The organism is Vibrio coralliilyticus (genome assembly GCF_024449095.1).
Taxonomy (GTDB): Bacteria; Pseudomonadota; Gammaproteobacteria; order Enterobacterales; family Vibrionaceae; genus Vibrio; species Vibrio coralliilyticus_A.
In genome coordinates, this window is sequence record NZ_CP024627.1 from 1,500,124 (window position 1) to 1,515,997 (window position 15,874).

Annotated in this window: 12 protein-coding genes; all 12 read right to left on the reverse strand. The window is 43.5% G+C overall.

What is annotated here, in order from left to right:
- Positions 1 to 29: 29 nt before the first annotated feature.
- The 12 genes from CTT30_RS07250 to CTT30_RS07305 all read right to left on the reverse strand — a co-directional run bounded on the left by CTT30_RS07250 (position 30) and on the right by CTT30_RS07305 (position 15,839).
- A complete protein-coding gene (locus CTT30_RS07250) occupies positions 30 to 1,556 on the reverse strand; it encodes a tripartite tricarboxylate transporter permease (RefSeq protein ID WP_252036513.1) in 1,527 nt (508 codons plus the stop codon).
- A 17-nt stretch (positions 1,557 to 1,573) separates the two neighbouring features.
- A complete protein-coding gene (locus CTT30_RS07255) occupies positions 1,574 to 2,092 on the reverse strand; it encodes a tripartite tricarboxylate transporter TctB family protein (RefSeq protein ID WP_082313864.1) in 519 nt (172 codons plus the stop codon).
- A 200-nt stretch (positions 2,093 to 2,292) separates the two neighbouring features.
- On the reverse strand, positions 2,293 to 3,264 hold the full coding sequence (locus CTT30_RS07260; protein ID WP_006962072.1) for a tripartite tricarboxylate transporter substrate binding protein: 972 nt from the start codon (positions 3,262 to 3,264) through the stop codon (positions 2,293 to 2,295).
- A 209-nt stretch (positions 3,265 to 3,473) separates the two neighbouring features.
- A complete protein-coding gene (locus tag CTT30_RS07265) occupies positions 3,474 to 4,214 on the reverse strand; it encodes a protein kinase domain-containing protein (RefSeq protein WP_252036622.1) in 741 nt (246 codons plus the stop codon).
- 9 nt (positions 4,215 to 4,223) lie between these two features.
- Positions 4,224 to 7,607: a type VI secretion system membrane subunit TssM gene (gene tssM / locus CTT30_RS07270; RefSeq protein WP_252036514.1), complete on the reverse strand. Its 3,384-nt coding sequence runs from the start codon at positions 7,605 to 7,607 to the stop codon at positions 4,224 to 4,226.
- Positions 7,608 to 7,609: 2 nt separating this feature from the next.
- Entirely contained in the window at positions 7,610 to 8,815 is a 1,206-nt protein-coding gene (icmH, locus tag CTT30_RS07275) for a type IVB secretion system protein IcmH/DotU (protein ID WP_239866603.1), read from the reverse strand.
- 5 nt (positions 8,816 to 8,820) lie between these two features.
- Positions 8,821 to 10,152 carry a type VI secretion system baseplate subunit TssK gene (tssK, locus tag CTT30_RS07280; RefSeq protein WP_239866602.1) on the reverse strand — a complete coding sequence of 444 codons (1,332 nt, stop codon included), beginning with the start codon at positions 10,150 to 10,152 and terminating at the stop codon, positions 8,821 to 8,823.
- A gap of 20 nt (positions 10,153 to 10,172) precedes the next feature.
- On the reverse strand, positions 10,173 to 10,655 hold the full coding sequence (tssJ, locus tag CTT30_RS07285; RefSeq protein ID WP_239866601.1) for a type VI secretion system lipoprotein TssJ: 483 nt from the start codon (positions 10,653 to 10,655) through the stop codon (positions 10,173 to 10,175).
- On the reverse strand, positions 10,655 to 11,593 hold the full coding sequence (locus CTT30_RS07290) for a type VI secretion system-associated FHA domain protein (RefSeq protein ID WP_252036515.1): 939 nt from the start codon (positions 11,591 to 11,593) through the stop codon (positions 10,655 to 10,657). The genes tssJ and CTT30_RS07290 overlap by 1 nt, the downstream gene beginning before the upstream one ends.
- Before the next feature lie 3 nt (positions 11,594 to 11,596).
- Positions 11,597 to 12,310, reverse strand: coding sequence for a transporter substrate-binding domain-containing protein (locus CTT30_RS07295; RefSeq protein ID WP_239875872.1), 714 nt, complete (start codon positions 12,308 to 12,310; stop codon positions 11,597 to 11,599).
- Positions 12,307 to 13,308, reverse strand: coding sequence for an ABC transporter substrate-binding protein (locus tag CTT30_RS07300; RefSeq protein ID WP_252036516.1), 1,002 nt, complete (start codon positions 13,306 to 13,308; stop codon positions 12,307 to 12,309). The genes CTT30_RS07295 and CTT30_RS07300 overlap by 4 nt, the downstream gene beginning before the upstream one ends.
- Positions 13,305 to 15,839, reverse strand: a complete 2,535-nt coding sequence (locus CTT30_RS07305) for an MFS transporter (protein ID WP_252036517.1) — start codon at positions 15,837 to 15,839, stop codon at positions 13,305 to 13,307. The genes CTT30_RS07300 and CTT30_RS07305 overlap by 4 nt, the downstream gene beginning before the upstream one ends.
- Between the last annotated feature and the right edge of the window lie 35 nt (positions 15,840 to 15,874).

A 15,874-nucleotide genomic window follows, 5' to 3' on the forward strand; every position in this document is an offset into this window, starting at 1 on the left:
GCACTATTGCCTTCTTAGTCTAGTTATGTTTATTGCTCTATTTTGACTGGTTCTGGCTTGAACCTTTTAAATAAACCAATAAGGATAGGGCTGCTTAAAACCATTATTGCTAGTACTGTAAATGCCATTGTAATTGGCCTTTCCCAAAGGAAGCTAAGCTCTCCATCGCTTATCATTAATGCTCGGCGAAGGTTTTCCTCCATTAATCCTCCGAGAATGAACCCGAGGAGAAGGGGGGCGAGTGGGAAGTTAGCCAGTCTCAGTGCTATCGCACCTATGGCAATCAACAACATGATAAAGACGTCCATAGTGTTGAATGACACTAGGTAAACACCAGTGATAGAGAAGAACAGAATCATCGGTAACAGCACTGTCCTAGGAACTGCTAACAGCTTGGAAATGTAAGGAATCAGTGGCAAGTTGAGGATAACCAAAACAATGTTGCCGAAATACATGGAGATGATGACTGACCAGAAGACGTCAGGATGTTCGACAAACAGACGTGGGCCAGGTTGGATGCCATAAGCAATCAGTGCGCCTAACATGATGGCTGTTGTACCTGAACCCGGAATACCCAAAGTTAAAAGTGGTACAAAAGAGCCACTTGATGCCGCGTTGTTTGCTGACTCTGGAGCAACTAACCCGCGGATGCTGCCTTTACCAAATTCTTCTTTTTTATCTTTAGGTGCTAGGTTACGTTCCATACCATAGCTCAGGAAGGCTGCGATAGTTGCACCAGCGCCTGGCAACACGCCAGTAAAGAAACCCAAAATGGAAGAACGGATCGAAACAGGCGCGACTTCTTTGACTTCCTCTTTGGTGACTTTCATGCTGCCAATGTCACTCATTTTGCTTTGTTCTTCGTTGCGAGTGTCTTTTTCTGGCTTAAGGATGCCCATTAAGGTCTCCCCTAATGCAAAAGTCGCCATCGCTAACAGCAGGAAGCTGAATCCATCCATTAAGTCTGTCAGTCCAAATGTGAAGCGCTCAACACCCACGCCTTTGTCGATACCTACCGTGGACAGCATCAGGCCTAGAATGGTCATCATCCAAGCTTTGATTACCTGACCTTTACCAGCGAAGGCAGCAACTGCTGATAGGCCCAATAGCATCAGTGCGAAGTAGTCAGAAGACTGGAAGCTAAGTGACACACTTGCCAGAGCAGGAGCTGCTACGAGCAGCATAATCGCGGATAGGGTACCACCCGTGAATGACGAGTAGGCAGCTAATGCTAGTGCTTTACCAGCTTGACCTTTCTGCGCCATTGGGTAGCCATCAAAAGCGGTCACAACGGTAGAAGAACAGCCCGGAGCGTTGATTAGAATTGAGGAGGTTGAGCCACCAAATACCGCACCGTAATACACACCTGCCATTAAGATTAGGCCTGATGAAGGATCTAATCCATACGTAATGGGGATCATCAGAGCGATAGCTGAAATGGGGCCAAGGCCTGGAAGCATACCGATGAAGGTACCAACGAAACATCCGACGATCACCATCATGATGTTCATCGGCATAACTGCGGTCGAAAGACCTTGTAAGATTCCATCTAACATTTGTTATTCCTTACTGTTTACGACCACATAGTGAAGATGACGCCCGGTTCCAGATAAATATCCAGTCCCTGAGTGAGCAGCAGATAAAATGCGATGACAAAAGGGAAGGAGGCTCCGAACAGGACCTTTTTTCGTCGTTCACCCAGTAGGTAGAAACCTGCGAGCAGGAATAGTCCCGTTGCGAGCACAAATCCAATGTAAGTCAGCCCTAAACCATAAAATGCCATTAACGCTAAAAAAGCGATCAGCAGTTTCCAGTTAAAATCCATTACCGCGCCACTTTGCTTATCCGCTTGGCCTGTCACAAGTAACATCAGAGAAAGACCGATACCGATAAAGGTCAGAAGTGTGGGTAAGGTGCGAGCCGTGAAGGGTTCATATTCGTCACCGGGAAAAAGAGGGATTTGTGATGTTTGATAACCATAACAAAGGCATACGATAAGAAAGATCATGGCACCGACGCGATCGCGACAAAGCAAATTCTCTTTTGAGAAAAACTGACCTTTGTTGAAAGAATTCGTTGGCAAGTCCGACATATCCAACTCCATTTGCATTCACATTGAGGGAAGAAAAAAGCCGTACAAGAGGGATTAATGAGCATGTATCACTAACCAATAAGCCATTTGCTGCTAGTCAAAGAGGCTTAGCTGTTTATTTCTAAACAGAGGAGATTGTGTCGTTATCTCGGGTACGGCAAAAAGGAAAGAGGGCAAGTGCAAGTTTGCCCTCGACAGGATTACTTAAGGAAACCCAGCTCGCGCATCAAGTCGCCCATTTGCTTTTCTTGATCTTCAAGGAAAGCGTAAAAATCTTTATCTGCCTTATAGTTATCGATCCAGCCATTGCGATCTCGAACGACCTGCCACTCGTCGGTGTTATACATTTTCTGCAGCGCGGTGTTCCATTCATCGAGTTTTTCTTGGCTGGTGCCAGGGGCAGCGAAGAATCCACGCCAGTTAGCAAAGACAGTTTCGTTTCCGTATTCCGTTAGAGTTGGAATTTCTGGTGCAGCATCTAGGCGTTTAGGTGCTGTGACCGCTAGGATCTTAACTTGCCCAGATTTCGACATCTCCAGTACTTCACCTAGGCCGGTGGAAAGCAGTTGTGTTTCGCCTGAAAGTAGCGCAGCCATTGCTTTACCGCCTGCATCGTAAGCGATGTAGCGCACTTTACGTGCATCGAAACCTTCACCCTTGAACGCTGCCGCTACAACTAGATGGTCCATACTGCCACGAGCTGAGCCGCCGGCAATTTTGACTTTGCGAGGGTTAGATTCAAAGTCTTTAACTACGTCTTCCCAAGTGTTGTACTTGGAATCGACAGAAGTCACGATTGCACCATAGTCTGCAATGGTGGCTGCCACCGGTGTCAGGTCACGGAATGACTGAGGGAAAATGCCTGTCAGGGAGCGCACAACGATTGGAGTAGAGTTCACCATCAAGGTATCTTCTTGGCGCTGAGCGGTTTCGATCAGGTGAGCAATGGCTTTACCGCCACCACCGCCGGATAGGTTTTGGAATGAGACGTTATCGACGATATCTGACTTAACGAGAACATCACCTGTTCCACGAGCCGTCATATCCCAACCACCGCCAGCACCGCCAGGGATTAAGAAGTGTATTTTTTCAAGATCAGCTGCAAAAGTGTTGAAAGAAAAAGACGCAGCGATGATTGAAGCTGCCAGAGTCGGCTTGAGTACCTTAAACATGATTCACGTTCCTTATGTTTAGGTGCATCTTCATTGAGATAGCACTTATCGTTATCAGTTTTCCATTGGCGAGGAAGAGTTTTCACCAATAGATGCGTTTAAGGTTAATGAGGTGTTAAATAGTTGTCGCTAATGCGTTGATAAAAACAATACTGTTTATTCTGTCGATTTTGTTCATAAAGTTCACAGCTCTGTTTCCTGAAATGGTATTACTCAGCTCCTGAGTGAATCACGTGTTGCTTAGCGCGTTTAAGTTGTTGATCAACCAATATTTGGTAACTGCTAGAGAGGTGGTTTAGTAGTGGACGCTTTTCTGTTTTAGCGAAATCGAGCAAAGTTAGCTCTGAAAATGGATGCTTTCCCCACATCGTCTGAAGCGTGATAGCGAGTGAAAAGAAGTCATTTTGCGATGAGATTTCTCCACAGCGAAGGAGAGAATTTAAGGGAGAGAACATAGGTGATAGGGAAGGGTTGGTCTGTATTTCATAGTATGAATTTATGGGGAGAATGCTGCCAAAATCTACCAAAAGTGTTCGGTAGCATGGAGTGACGAGCAGATTGGATGGCTTTATATCACCATGAACAAAGCCTGTGGCATGAAGTGCTTTAAGTGCTTGTTCGGCATTGTGCGTAATTTCTTTTTTTAAAGGTAGATCCAATAAAGAAAAGTCTGCCGATAAAGATTCCACAAACTCTAATATAAGCCAGTCACCCCCTAAGCTTGAGCCGTAATCGAGATACTTAGGCCAGTATGGCGAAGAGTGATGGTGGAGAAACTCGGCCTCGGTCTTGAGTTGTTGCTTCGCATGAAGCGACCAAGCAAATTTGATAATGGTTGAACCAAAGTGAGGGTGAGTAGCAAGGAAGGCTCCACTGCGAAGCAATGAGTACTGGGTGACACCCAGTACTCTAAAGCAAGCCGCGATTTTGCTTTCTGCTTCATGGTTCATCGCCACAATTTATATACTCGAAGGTAGCGAAAAAGCCGAGAAGAAGTTTGGTACAAAGGGATTATTTTGCCCTTGAGTTTTAATGCTCAGCTGTACTTGGCTGTCACCATATTTAATGGCAACTTCGGTTTGCTGAGATGTCGATGAGGCGACTCTTGGCTCAATAAGCTTAAACCAAGCCCAGTTACCTTCAAACTTCTCGTTGGCGATAGAATTAGCCTGAGCCATAATCTGGAAGCCTAACGTATCTTGCTCAATCGCTGCAGCATTCCAACTCTGCTTACTCCATAGACGTGGCCCATGCTGGTATGTAAACAGAGGCTTTTCTCCACGAATAACGAACTCTGTAACATCGGAGCTCATTTCTTTGGCTTTTAGCTGGAACTGCAAAGACATGTTTTGCGGGTCAGCTAAGAACAAAGCATTTCGAATATCACGAGCTTTCTCAATCATTTGCCAAACGGCAGGGTCTAACGCTAAGCCAGTGTTTGGCAGCAAACCATAAAGATAGGGAGAGCGCTCTTCAGTAGAGAAACTTTTCAGCTTGCTTTGATAAAACTGATCTAAGGTCCCGTTTGTTTTAAAGAATGCGGCTACGTCTGCGGTACTCGCATCTAAACTCGCACTTTTGTTAAATGGGTAATAGGCTGCAATGGTTGTTTCATAAGGTTGGTAGACTTCTGACGTCCACGTGCCGTTGAGGTAGGCATGCGCCAAGCCCATAACTAAGTCATTGGCTTGTTGCGTCACCTGAGTCAGTATTTGTTTTGAAATATTGGGTTGTGACGACTCTTGCTGAGCCAGCAAAGTAATTGGGTTACTGGTTTTTATTTTAGCGGTTAGCGCTTGATAGGCCACTTTTTGTGGTTCTTCTGCCTCGTAGAACTTCCCTAGCCAAGTCTCAGCTTCGGTAAATTGCCCCAGCAAAGAGTCAATAGGTTTGTTGCCCTGTTCATCTGCCGTTACCTGCTTGTGGTATTGGGAAAAGGCAATAAAGATCTGTCGTGCTGATTCTTTCTTATCGACATCTTGTTCGGGTGGCTGCTCTCCTTCACTGGTAGTTTCAGGTTGAACGAGCTCCACAGAAGTGTACTTACTTACCGTGTTATATAACTGCGCCAAAGGGTTGTTCGAGGCTGTGGTCAGGACAGATAAGGTTTGTTTAAGTTGATCTGCATTTGCTAGGCTCTTGACTTGAATATGTGAGGAAAAATCACGCCAGTAATTAATGTAGTCGTTCTGGTACATTTGTTTAAGGTCACGACTGATGCGATACATTTCTAGTGCACTTGGAGACGTACCTGCAACGCCTTCATAAGCTTTGAGTGCTTCTTTCAATACTGGCGAGTCAACAGACAAATCTAGATCGTTAAAACCAGAAGGTGTAAATAAATAGGGGACTAAATAGCCGACATAGTTTGGTGAAAAAGATAGCAATTGATCAAAGTTGCTACCCAGTTCTTGTCGTACATCGATACGCTTCGAATAAGTTGGAGAGTTTAGGATATGCTCATAAAGTAATGTCTCAATACCGGTTTGATTGATCACTTTCTTAGCTAAGCTTTCTAAATCAAAGTTTGGCTTGAGTGGGACTAAGTCCTGAGCGAAGACATCATCAAGTAAGACTCTCAGTTGAGCTAAATTAACGCTATCAGCCTCGCCTTGTTCTTCCAATGTGTTGATGAAATAGTTTTTAAGCTCCGCAATATTTGTTCGCTCTGCGTTAAATAACAGTCGGTAGTTATTTAGTAAGGACAAAGTTTTCGCTTGATCTTCAAGATTCACGTAGACAAAAAGGTCTTTTTCTAGGGTATTCTCCATTGAAGGAATTAACACACGTTGTAGCTCACTAAAGTAAGCTTTCTGCACGTCATTCATTATGCTAGAGCTTGGCATGAACGGCAGGCTGTACCAAGGCTTGGGCTCTAAATAGAGAGAGTAAATTCTATTCAGCGAATACAGATTCGGGATGTTATCCGACATGTTTTCGATGTCATAAGGTTGAGCGGCAATGGCTTCTTTATAGCGCTCAAGCATATTATCAGCTCTTGCTTCCCTCTGGTTTTGATAGTCAAAATCCAGCTTAATGATCAAGAGAACGCTTGCAAACAAACCAAGCCAAAACAAGGTGTAGGCGGTTTGCATAGTAAGAAGCATATTCTCTTTGCGGCGGTTTACTCCCACCAGCTCATGCTCATTAATGATGGTATGAGTCATCAAATGCTGCGCAAACAAAGTCTGTTGTACAGGTATCTGTTGGTGTTGTTGGAACTGCTCGTTACCTAAAGACTGGTTGACAACATTGGCCAAGACATCGTGCTGACTTTGAACGGTGCCACTATGCGTAAAGTAGAACCCGCGAAAGTTTAAACCATCTTGGAGCTGATCACCGCGATACAGGCGATGTAGGAACTGCCATAAGCTTTGCTTGAGTAACCCAAATTGATAAGGGGCGGCGCAAATAGCATTACGATAGTCTTGGTTAAGCTGCGAAGCCAGAGCCGTGCTCATATTGGCGATCAATTGACTAATTAGACTGTCATATTCTTTATTAAACCAGTCTCCATCAATGCCACCATGTTTTTGAATTGGGGAGGTGGCGCCAAAGACTTCATTGCGCTTTGTTTCATCAAAGGCAGAGAAAAACTGACAGAAATCGTTGATCTGGCCCATTTGAGTGACAATGTTATATATGGGAAGGTTTAAGCCAAAAGCGCGGTTAAAACCTTTGATTTCAGACTTGATCTGATCCGCTTTTTGAGTCAATGCTTCCGTTGTGCTTAGTAGCTGTTTGACATCTGTAGTCAGAATGAGTCCATTCAGGGCCTGACGAGGGCGCCACTTATTCAAGCTTTGACATAATGTTTTGATATAGGCTGGGTTTTGGTCTTCCCCTAAACTCACTGAAATTAGAATGGAATGTTCACTTAACCAAAATAGAATTGGGAATTCTATATCGTTCCCGAAATCGTCCACTTTATAAGCTTCATAGCCCATCTGAGTGATGATGCTCTTATCTTTACGTGGGTCCTCACTGAGGAATAAGTATGTCGGTTGATCATAGCGACTAGTGAGTCTCTTTTTACGCTTTTGAACATTGAGCATTAACTTAAAGTTTTGTGCTAAAAGCTTACAGCGCTTGTTGATGAGCGCTTTTTCTTGATCTGAGGTTTGTGGTTTGTTCTTTCTTCTGGAGAGCAGCCAGTAACAAATATAGCCTAGAACAATGGCCACCAATATTGTCGATAAAACGCCGACCGACGTATGATCGGGATAGGCGAGCTGCCATGTCAGAACGCCACCGACCACAACAATAACGAATACTAAGAGCAGGGTCCAAAGTATGGTACTTCGTTTGTTGCTTACAGGTTTAGATGAAGTTGATTCTGCCATTCCTAAGGAGCCTCTGAAGTTTTCTTTGTGTCTTTTGTCGTTTTTCTGTTTTGCACAATGATGGCTTTAATTGCGTCTTTCTCTAGGTACCAAGCTTTGATTTCACGTGCTTGTTGAGAAGAGTCGCTACGTACAATAACGCGGAAGTAAGAGTGGAATGGTTCCACTAAAGGTGTATATGCAGAAGGCGATAGTGTGTTAATAAACGCATTGGCATTTTTTTGTGATGAGAAAGTCGCCAATTGCACCAGCCAATCTGATTTACTTGTGAGCATGGAAGGCGGAGGTGTTGCATCTACCATTTCGACCTTGCTGGCTCTTTGGGGGGGATTAACTAAATCATCGTCGTTACTAATGAAAACGATGTCGTTGACCTCTCCCGATAAGATGTAGCGTTCACTAAAGTCAGGCAGCAAGCTAAAATCTCGCGCTCGTTGAGACATGGTCTTCTCATACCAGAAGTGTGTTAACCCAATGCTTAGCGCCACTAACGTACTAAAAAACAACGTGGTAAGTAGGTAACGTTTTCTGCGAGTTGGTTTACGCGCTTTGGGCAGTTTTACTCTTGTACGACAATGGATACTGTTACTTTGCCGGTATTGACTAATGACTTGCTCTAATTGGTGAATAAAGCTTTTTAACTGTTCGCTACCTGTTTCGCGATATTGGCCTTTGAAGCCAATGTTGAGAAAAATGTAGATGATTTCAAGTAAATCGATAAGTTTATGAGGCTGGCGTATTGCCTTTTCCGCAACAGTGAAAAATAACTCTCCGCCGTTACGCATCCCAAATAACTCGCTGAGTAGCGTTTTATTTTCCCAACCCCGTTTCTCACCCCATTCGCTGTAGATAATAAGCTCATCCAGCACGACAGCATACAGAAAGCAGAGCTTATCGATGACAGCGACAGGGTAAGTTAACTCTGCCCCTTTAGACTTGATTTCATTGATATTGCTGACAAGCTGGTGGCGTAGTGTAGTGACATCTTCAGGTTCAGGCAGAGTCGAAACTTTGAGCGTTGTCGCCAATAATTCACTACTGATATTAATCAGCTGATTTTCAGCTTTATCGAAAAAATTCAGAAAGTCATGATGGCTTTTGCTCGCGTGAACAGGAGCCCAATGGGTTGTTGTATCGTCACTGTTTTTGTCTGTAAAGTCTGATTTGTTGGTATCCCAAACCAGTGTTTCTTCGTCTAAGTAGTCCATAGGCATTATCTCAACGCGTACAACATGACTTCTAATTCACCAATGCGAGTATCGACGTGAAGCGCTATCGCATCACGGTTTTCAAGCATCTCTAGCCACATTCTGTCTGAGGTGTCGACTTCAAAATAGGAAACACCTTGCATTGGTTTAAGCTCGCTTGGAGCAACGGGTAGTGGTGACAACGCGATTCCGGACAAGCTGTTTCTAACCAGCTCAACGATACGAGCATTGTTACCGAGCTTGGCTGCGACTGGGAAAAGCTCATTCAATTCGGCGCTACTGATATTGGATTTGACGGCCAATACGAAACGACGATTAGAGACACTTGCCGTATCTTTTATCAAGGTTCTTAGAAGTCGACGGCGTTCGAATAGGGATGAATCCCAGTTAAATTCAATCACAGAATCCTGCTGAACCAGAGTCAGCATATTGCGTAGGCTAGAAAACAGCGGATTAAAGCTGTCATAAAGCCTGTGATATTGCAGGTTACTGCATGGCTCCGGTATTGCCGGCGTTAATGCCATGATTTGAGCTTCAAACTTGCGTAGTTCGAGATACAGATCATGAGTTTGGAATTTGGGGTTGTTAATTGTGAGATCGAACCAAGGAAGCCAAGTATTCAATGTCTGTAGCCAGAGGTAGTCTTGCATCATTGACTGAGGGCTTTTTTGCCCTTGACCTGCTTGAATACGTTTGAGTAGGTTGGTGGCTCGATTAGAAGATAGGGCGTGTATCTCTTTCATACGTTCCACTAATAGTGTTGAAGCCCCATAGTGGAGGCAAGCTGGAATAAATGCTCGGTCAAGCACCACATCCCCAGATTCACTACTTTCCAGAATTTTGGAAATAGGGATCAGTGTAAAACCAGAGGTGTCTTCGCCTTCTAATTTGATGGAAATGTTGAGCTGTGCAACATCAATCTCTACGCTGGCATTTTCTGATGTTGAAGTATCGAAGACACTGATCGATTGGGTTATATAGCGACTTTGCTCTGCTTCGTCACTACCGTAGTCATTATTACCTTGTAACGAAATTGGCAAAGCGAGATAAGCGATAGTCTCAATAGTGCCTTGTGGGATATCTCGGGCGACTTCTTCTCTTAACTCAAAATGGGTTCCATCGGGGAATACGCCAGCCGAAGACGCGACAGAGAGCTTGCCGATTTTAAGCAAATCGTGATTGATGGTTAATTCAGTCACACCATAAAAGGGAGCAAATCCAGCTAATGTCTCGATATTTTGGCGAACATAGTTTTGAACATATCGATCCTGCTGTTGAAAATGCTGTGGGGCAATGAACATACCTTCTTGCCATACTACTTTTTTGAATGCGTCCACGTACTTTCCCTACTTTATGATTAAAATAACTTCCACCAGGGAGAATCTGGCGTAATAACTTCTAGCTTGGCCTTGTCACCTGAAATACTGAGCTGCAAATACTCGTCCGAGGTTTTTGGCAACATAGATACTGACTTAGGCTCACTTTGCTGGTAATCGATAAATTCGACCAACACTGCAACGTATTGTGTTTGATTATTAATATCTAACGTTATCTTTTGTTCACTACCGGGAATAACAATCGGTAGTATTTGTTTCGAGACTAAATTGGCGCTGAGCAGTTGCACATCATTACTGTATAGGTCAATAAAAGGCTGCTGCTTAAACATCTGTGCATCAGTCAATTGATATAATCTAACCACAACGGGGTTCGACTCATTGGAATCCGACGGGTTGGCCGATTTATCTGACTTAATTGCTAAAGAGTATTGAGTTACAACAGGCGCAGGATCTGACGAACAACCGATCAGAAACAGGGCCAAAACAACACACCACTTGGCCATTAACTTTCCTCTCTTTGTTTCTGCATGTTCTCCATAAAAAGAGCTTTGAATTGGCGTCTGAAATCTCCATTCTCTTGTCTGTGCTGGAAGTGTTTGCGATAAATTTTCCAGTATTTCTTCTCTTTATTGGTAAACATTCCGCCAGAGATATAATCGCTAAACTGTCTCTCAAGCTGAGTCGGTGCGAATTCGTTCAAGAACTGATCAACCGTTTTTTCGAGGGCATCAAACAGCGCTTCATGATGCAAGGTCGGGTTTCTCAGGTATTTATTGTTCTTCTCTGTCATAGAAAGAAGTTTTTCTAGCGATGCTTCTATGGGTACACCTGCTTTCGAATGTACAGGTAAAAACTCAGGTTCTTCTGGGTTTTGGGCCACTTTCGAGTTGATATCATCAACTTCGACGTGTTGAGCAATCAGATCTTCATCTAAGTCTTCAAAAGGGTCCGCAGCAAATGGATCATCACTTAAGATGTTATCTTCAGAAAAATGGTTGTTCTTTTTACTTTCCACGGGAGAGGGTTCTTCCTCTAAAAAGTCAATGTCATCATTATCTAGTTGAAGCGAAAAAGGTTCAGAAAACAGCTCGTCATCTTTCTTCTCATCTTGAGGTTGCTCGGAGGTGATGAGAGTGGAGACCAGCATGGTATAATTCTCGACCTTAAGAATATCGCCATCGCTGAGCGGGTATTCTTTTCCTTTCGCCATTGATTTATCGTTCAGTACGGCACTGTTTTGGCCTGTACTTTTTACACTGTACCCATTATCGGTAAGGCGAATGCTGCCATGTACTCTTGAAATGCGTTTGCTTTGGTCGGGTAAAGAGATATCACAAGAAGTCGCCCGTCCAAATTCACCACCTGTTCTTGGTAAGTACACGACACGAGAAGTGACTACCTCATCAGAGGGTACTGAAATCAAATGAATGCTAATTGTCACTTGTTACCCCTCACACTTTAAAATCGCTGCATTAAATGCAGATAGGAAGCCTGAGTACTTGTTAAGGAATCGATTTGAAAAGTAGACGCCCATTGGTTTGGTGTCCATCAATTGTGACTGAAAGAAATCCTCAGGTAGAGAAGCTTCCTTTAGTTCACCCCGAAAGACTTTTTCATCCTCCAATGCAACATCAATTTCCCTTTGTTTTAAAAGCTTTAGTAATACTTTAGCATCTCGGGGCTGTTTGACTACGTTGAATCCGTTGCGCTTTAGCCAAAACCACTTGTTGGACCCAAATTTAGCAGAAAACTTAAGGTTTACTTTGGTAAGTTCATCCATTTTGGGCTCTACACCGGGCCCAAAGTACCAGCGTAACTCTTGTTGAGCGATCGGTGCTGATAGTGTTGCGTATTCATCCCGTTCAGCCGTTTGAGTTGCAACAAAAAAGCCATGCTGTGTACCGCTTTGAACTCGCAACTGTGCATCAGACCAAATCGTCATTGTGATCTGGTAAGGCTGACCCATATGGCTTAGGGCGCACTTTACTTTATCCAGAGCGATTCCCTGCATCTGGCCATGTTTATAGTCTTGATAGGGCGGCCAATCCTGAGTGGTTAAATGCAGCCGCGCAGGGCCAAATGTTGTTTGTGCGGATGCATTGGCTACAGTGATAAGGCCAAGTAGAATCGCTAGGCAGAAAGTAAAATACGGCATCATTCTGACCATTCATTTCCTCCAATAAGCTCGGAAATCTTTAATATTGAAACTGGTGGATAATAATCGAGGGCACGAGCTGCGCCGACATTGACTATGTATGAGTACTGAGTCAGAGGCTCAATAGGTACATCACTAGGTTCGTATCTTCCACTCAGTATTTGCTCTGCTTTGTGGCCAGCAAACTGGCCGACATTGTAATAACGGCTCACAATGCCAAAAAGAGCGTCATGTTTTCTTATTGGTGATTCGGTTGCGGAAAACGTCGCAATACCTTGTCGATGTAAGCTGTCTACAATATCTTTGCCCTGACTGATAATGTATGAATCTGGTGGAAGGTAGGCGAGTTGAACACCATCTTCCAACATAAGGTCAACGACCTTTCCAACTGAGCTGGAATCAGGTTTGTCGTTTATTGTTCTGAGAGGATACAAATACACATCCTTTTTGAATTTTGCTGAAAGTGTTTGTATGCTGCGCGCTGTTACTACGGCATTGTTTTCTAAAGGGTTGAAAATAATGCCGATAGTTTCGATACCGTTTAGCTGACTGATGGCGTTGAACTGTACATTATGTGGAACAATATGACTGACACCAGTAAAATTTCGTCCATTTTTTTCTAAAGAGTTCACTATCTTTGAACCCACGGGATCAGTGACGATACTGAACACAACGGGGGTATCACTTTCTTCTCGGAAAAGGCTTGGGTTGTGTTCTGTGCCTAAAAGGTTAAGAGTGATTGTGGTGCCAAATGTATAGATTAAATCTGGGTTTAAATTATCTATGCTTTCTAAGTGCTGCCTTAAGGTTGCTTTGTCACGTTTTGCATCTAGCACTGTATAGCGTATGTTCATTTTTTCGGATAAGTAATCCATAAACCCACGCTCAGCATCGGTGATGCCGCGCCATAACACCATTACGACATGTTTTTCGTTTCCTGAATCTGCCGCTGGCACAGCAAACGGCAGAAGAATTAGCAAACACAAAAGCAAAGCCTTCATTTTACCACCTCCACTTGGTTTCTGTCTCTGCGGACAAACAAGCTATAGAAGCTCAGCAGAACAATAGAACTGATTAGTAATGCAACACCAAACATCATAATGGTGCTTTGGAAACCTAAAACACTTAAAGCAAGCCCTGCGACTAATGGGCCAGCGATATTGCCAATTCGTTCGGTCAGTCGGAATATACCAATCGTCTTGCCTTTATCCAGCCCAGAACCTGACAATAGCTCTATTATGAGTGGAACTTGCGGAGAAACACATAGGCCGTGTGCGATACCCACGAGTATAACTATCATGAGTAAGCCAAATGTCCCCGGGAGCATCATAATATTGATCAATGCGGCGGCAGACAAGATACCACCGGCAAAGATAAAGGCAATTTTGTTATTCCACTTGTCAACTAGCGACGCAGCGAGAGGTGAGATGATGATAATTGCAAGACCATATGTCATCATTACACGACCCGAAACAGCGCTACTTTCTCCTAGCGACTGCAAATAAACCGGGCAGATGTAATATAAGAAGCCAGTTAAAACCACTTTTGCAGGAATGGCACTAAAGAAGGTAATGAGTGCAAAATACTTATTACTCAACAGTATTTTAAAGTCAGTTAACTGTACAGGCTTGCTTTCACTATTGGTTTCTCCACGCTCAAAGAAGATGATGACTAGCATTACCCCAACGATCGCTAAAGCGGCGGCAAGCATAAATGTCATCGAGTAGCCAAGTTTGTCCGCTAGAACGCCACCAATTGCGGCCCCACAAAGTGAACCAGAGAAAAAGGCGGATAAGAAGGTCGACATACCTTTAGTTCTGTTTTGCGTATTTGTTGTATCAGTGACATAGCCTTGAGCCGAAATGAATACGATACCGTAACCAACAGCGGTTACTGCTCTAGCAACAAGCAGCAACTCAAGGTTGGGACTTAGGGCGGTTGCTACTAGCCCCACAGCAGTTAGAAGACCACCACCGATGAGAGACTTTCTTCGGCCGACTTTGTCAGACCAGTAGCCAGCAAAGGGAAGAGATAGGGCCCAACACAACATAAAGAGTGAAATAGGTAAACTGGTGACTAAGTCTGTTGGGATCCAATTCTGCGTGCTTGGCAAGCTGGCTACAAAGTTAGGGAAAAAGGCTAGGGAGGCGGCCTCTGAGAATATTAAAATAAATAGAGGAAGTCTAACAAAACGGTAGTCCTGAATGTTTTTCTCAGGGAGCGCTTTGCTGTCAAAAGTACTCTTTATGAGGGTATTTAGCTTACCGATAAGAGAGCCAAGCTCGTCATTGGATTGAACCTTAACAAGATATGGGACTTGTTTATGTTCGCCCATCGCAATCAACTGTTTAATCTGCCTCCATGGTTTGATGATCATGAAGTGACAGATAAATAAAATGATTTCAATAACGAACAATCCAGAGGCAACAAGGACTGTGATCATATCCATAATACTATCTTTGATCATCTGTGGGATGATATTAGTATCAGCCATCATTTGAAGCTTAATCATTCCAGTAGTATCTATCGGAATAGATAACTCGCTTGCTTCGACATAATCTGGGAAAAAGTCGGGATGTTGATAGAGAGCCGTTTCGTTACGTTCCAAACGAATAGAAAGCAATTCAGGGTGATGTTCAATATAAGATGAAAATTCTTCTTCTAGACCCATTAATCGTTCGAGAGGTACTCCTTCATTAATGATGCGTCCAATCATATGGGAGAGTGTATCGCCGATAAGGTTAGACTTTTGTTCTAGCTGATTTTCATAAACAACGGAGAACTTATTCAATGATTGATAGGAACTTCCTAAGTTTGAAGCTACTGTTAAAACAATCGCGAGAAGAATGATAAGAAGTGGAAAATACTTTGCACGGACTTTGTTCCACTTAGAACTAGTTCGGTCAGCGATAATATGGCTTTTAACTGAGGTTAGCAGTTGTTTTTCGGTCATCCCTTCAGTATTTATTGCACTGGTCGCTGATTTGACTTTTTTCAGCAGAAAATCAAGCAAAGAGTTTAGTGCCAAATATCCAATGACCGCAGCGACTAAAACCCATAAAAGGGTGTCCATGACTTGTTGAGAAAGCAAAGTTTGTTTGATTTGCTCAAGATAAAGTGGCGAGTAGTAAAGTCGCAGCTCCCCTTCTTTTACATTGAATGTATTTACAATATCGGTAGTCAGCAGCCTGTCAGTGTCGAATTTAGCTACTCCTGTAGTAAACAGGACGTCGTCAGAACTGTTTACGACTTGAATTTTACTGATACCATCAACAAGCTCTAGGCGTCTTTCGATGAGAGATTGGATATTCGAGATAGAAGAAAGGGGGAGCCCCAAACTCATTGCCTGTCGAATGTCATTATCTGTCTCGTCCAGTACCACCTGATAAGTTGAGTCACTTGTCTGGGTTAGACGTTTATCGAAGTTGAGGTAGTTTAATGTTGTATTTAACCCGTTAGAAAACAGCAAGACAGCGACAATGGCCAAAATAAGCTTGGCTCGCAGTGAGATAAATCGTTGAGCTTTAACCATGTATCCAGTATCCATCTTGCTGTTAATATACCGAA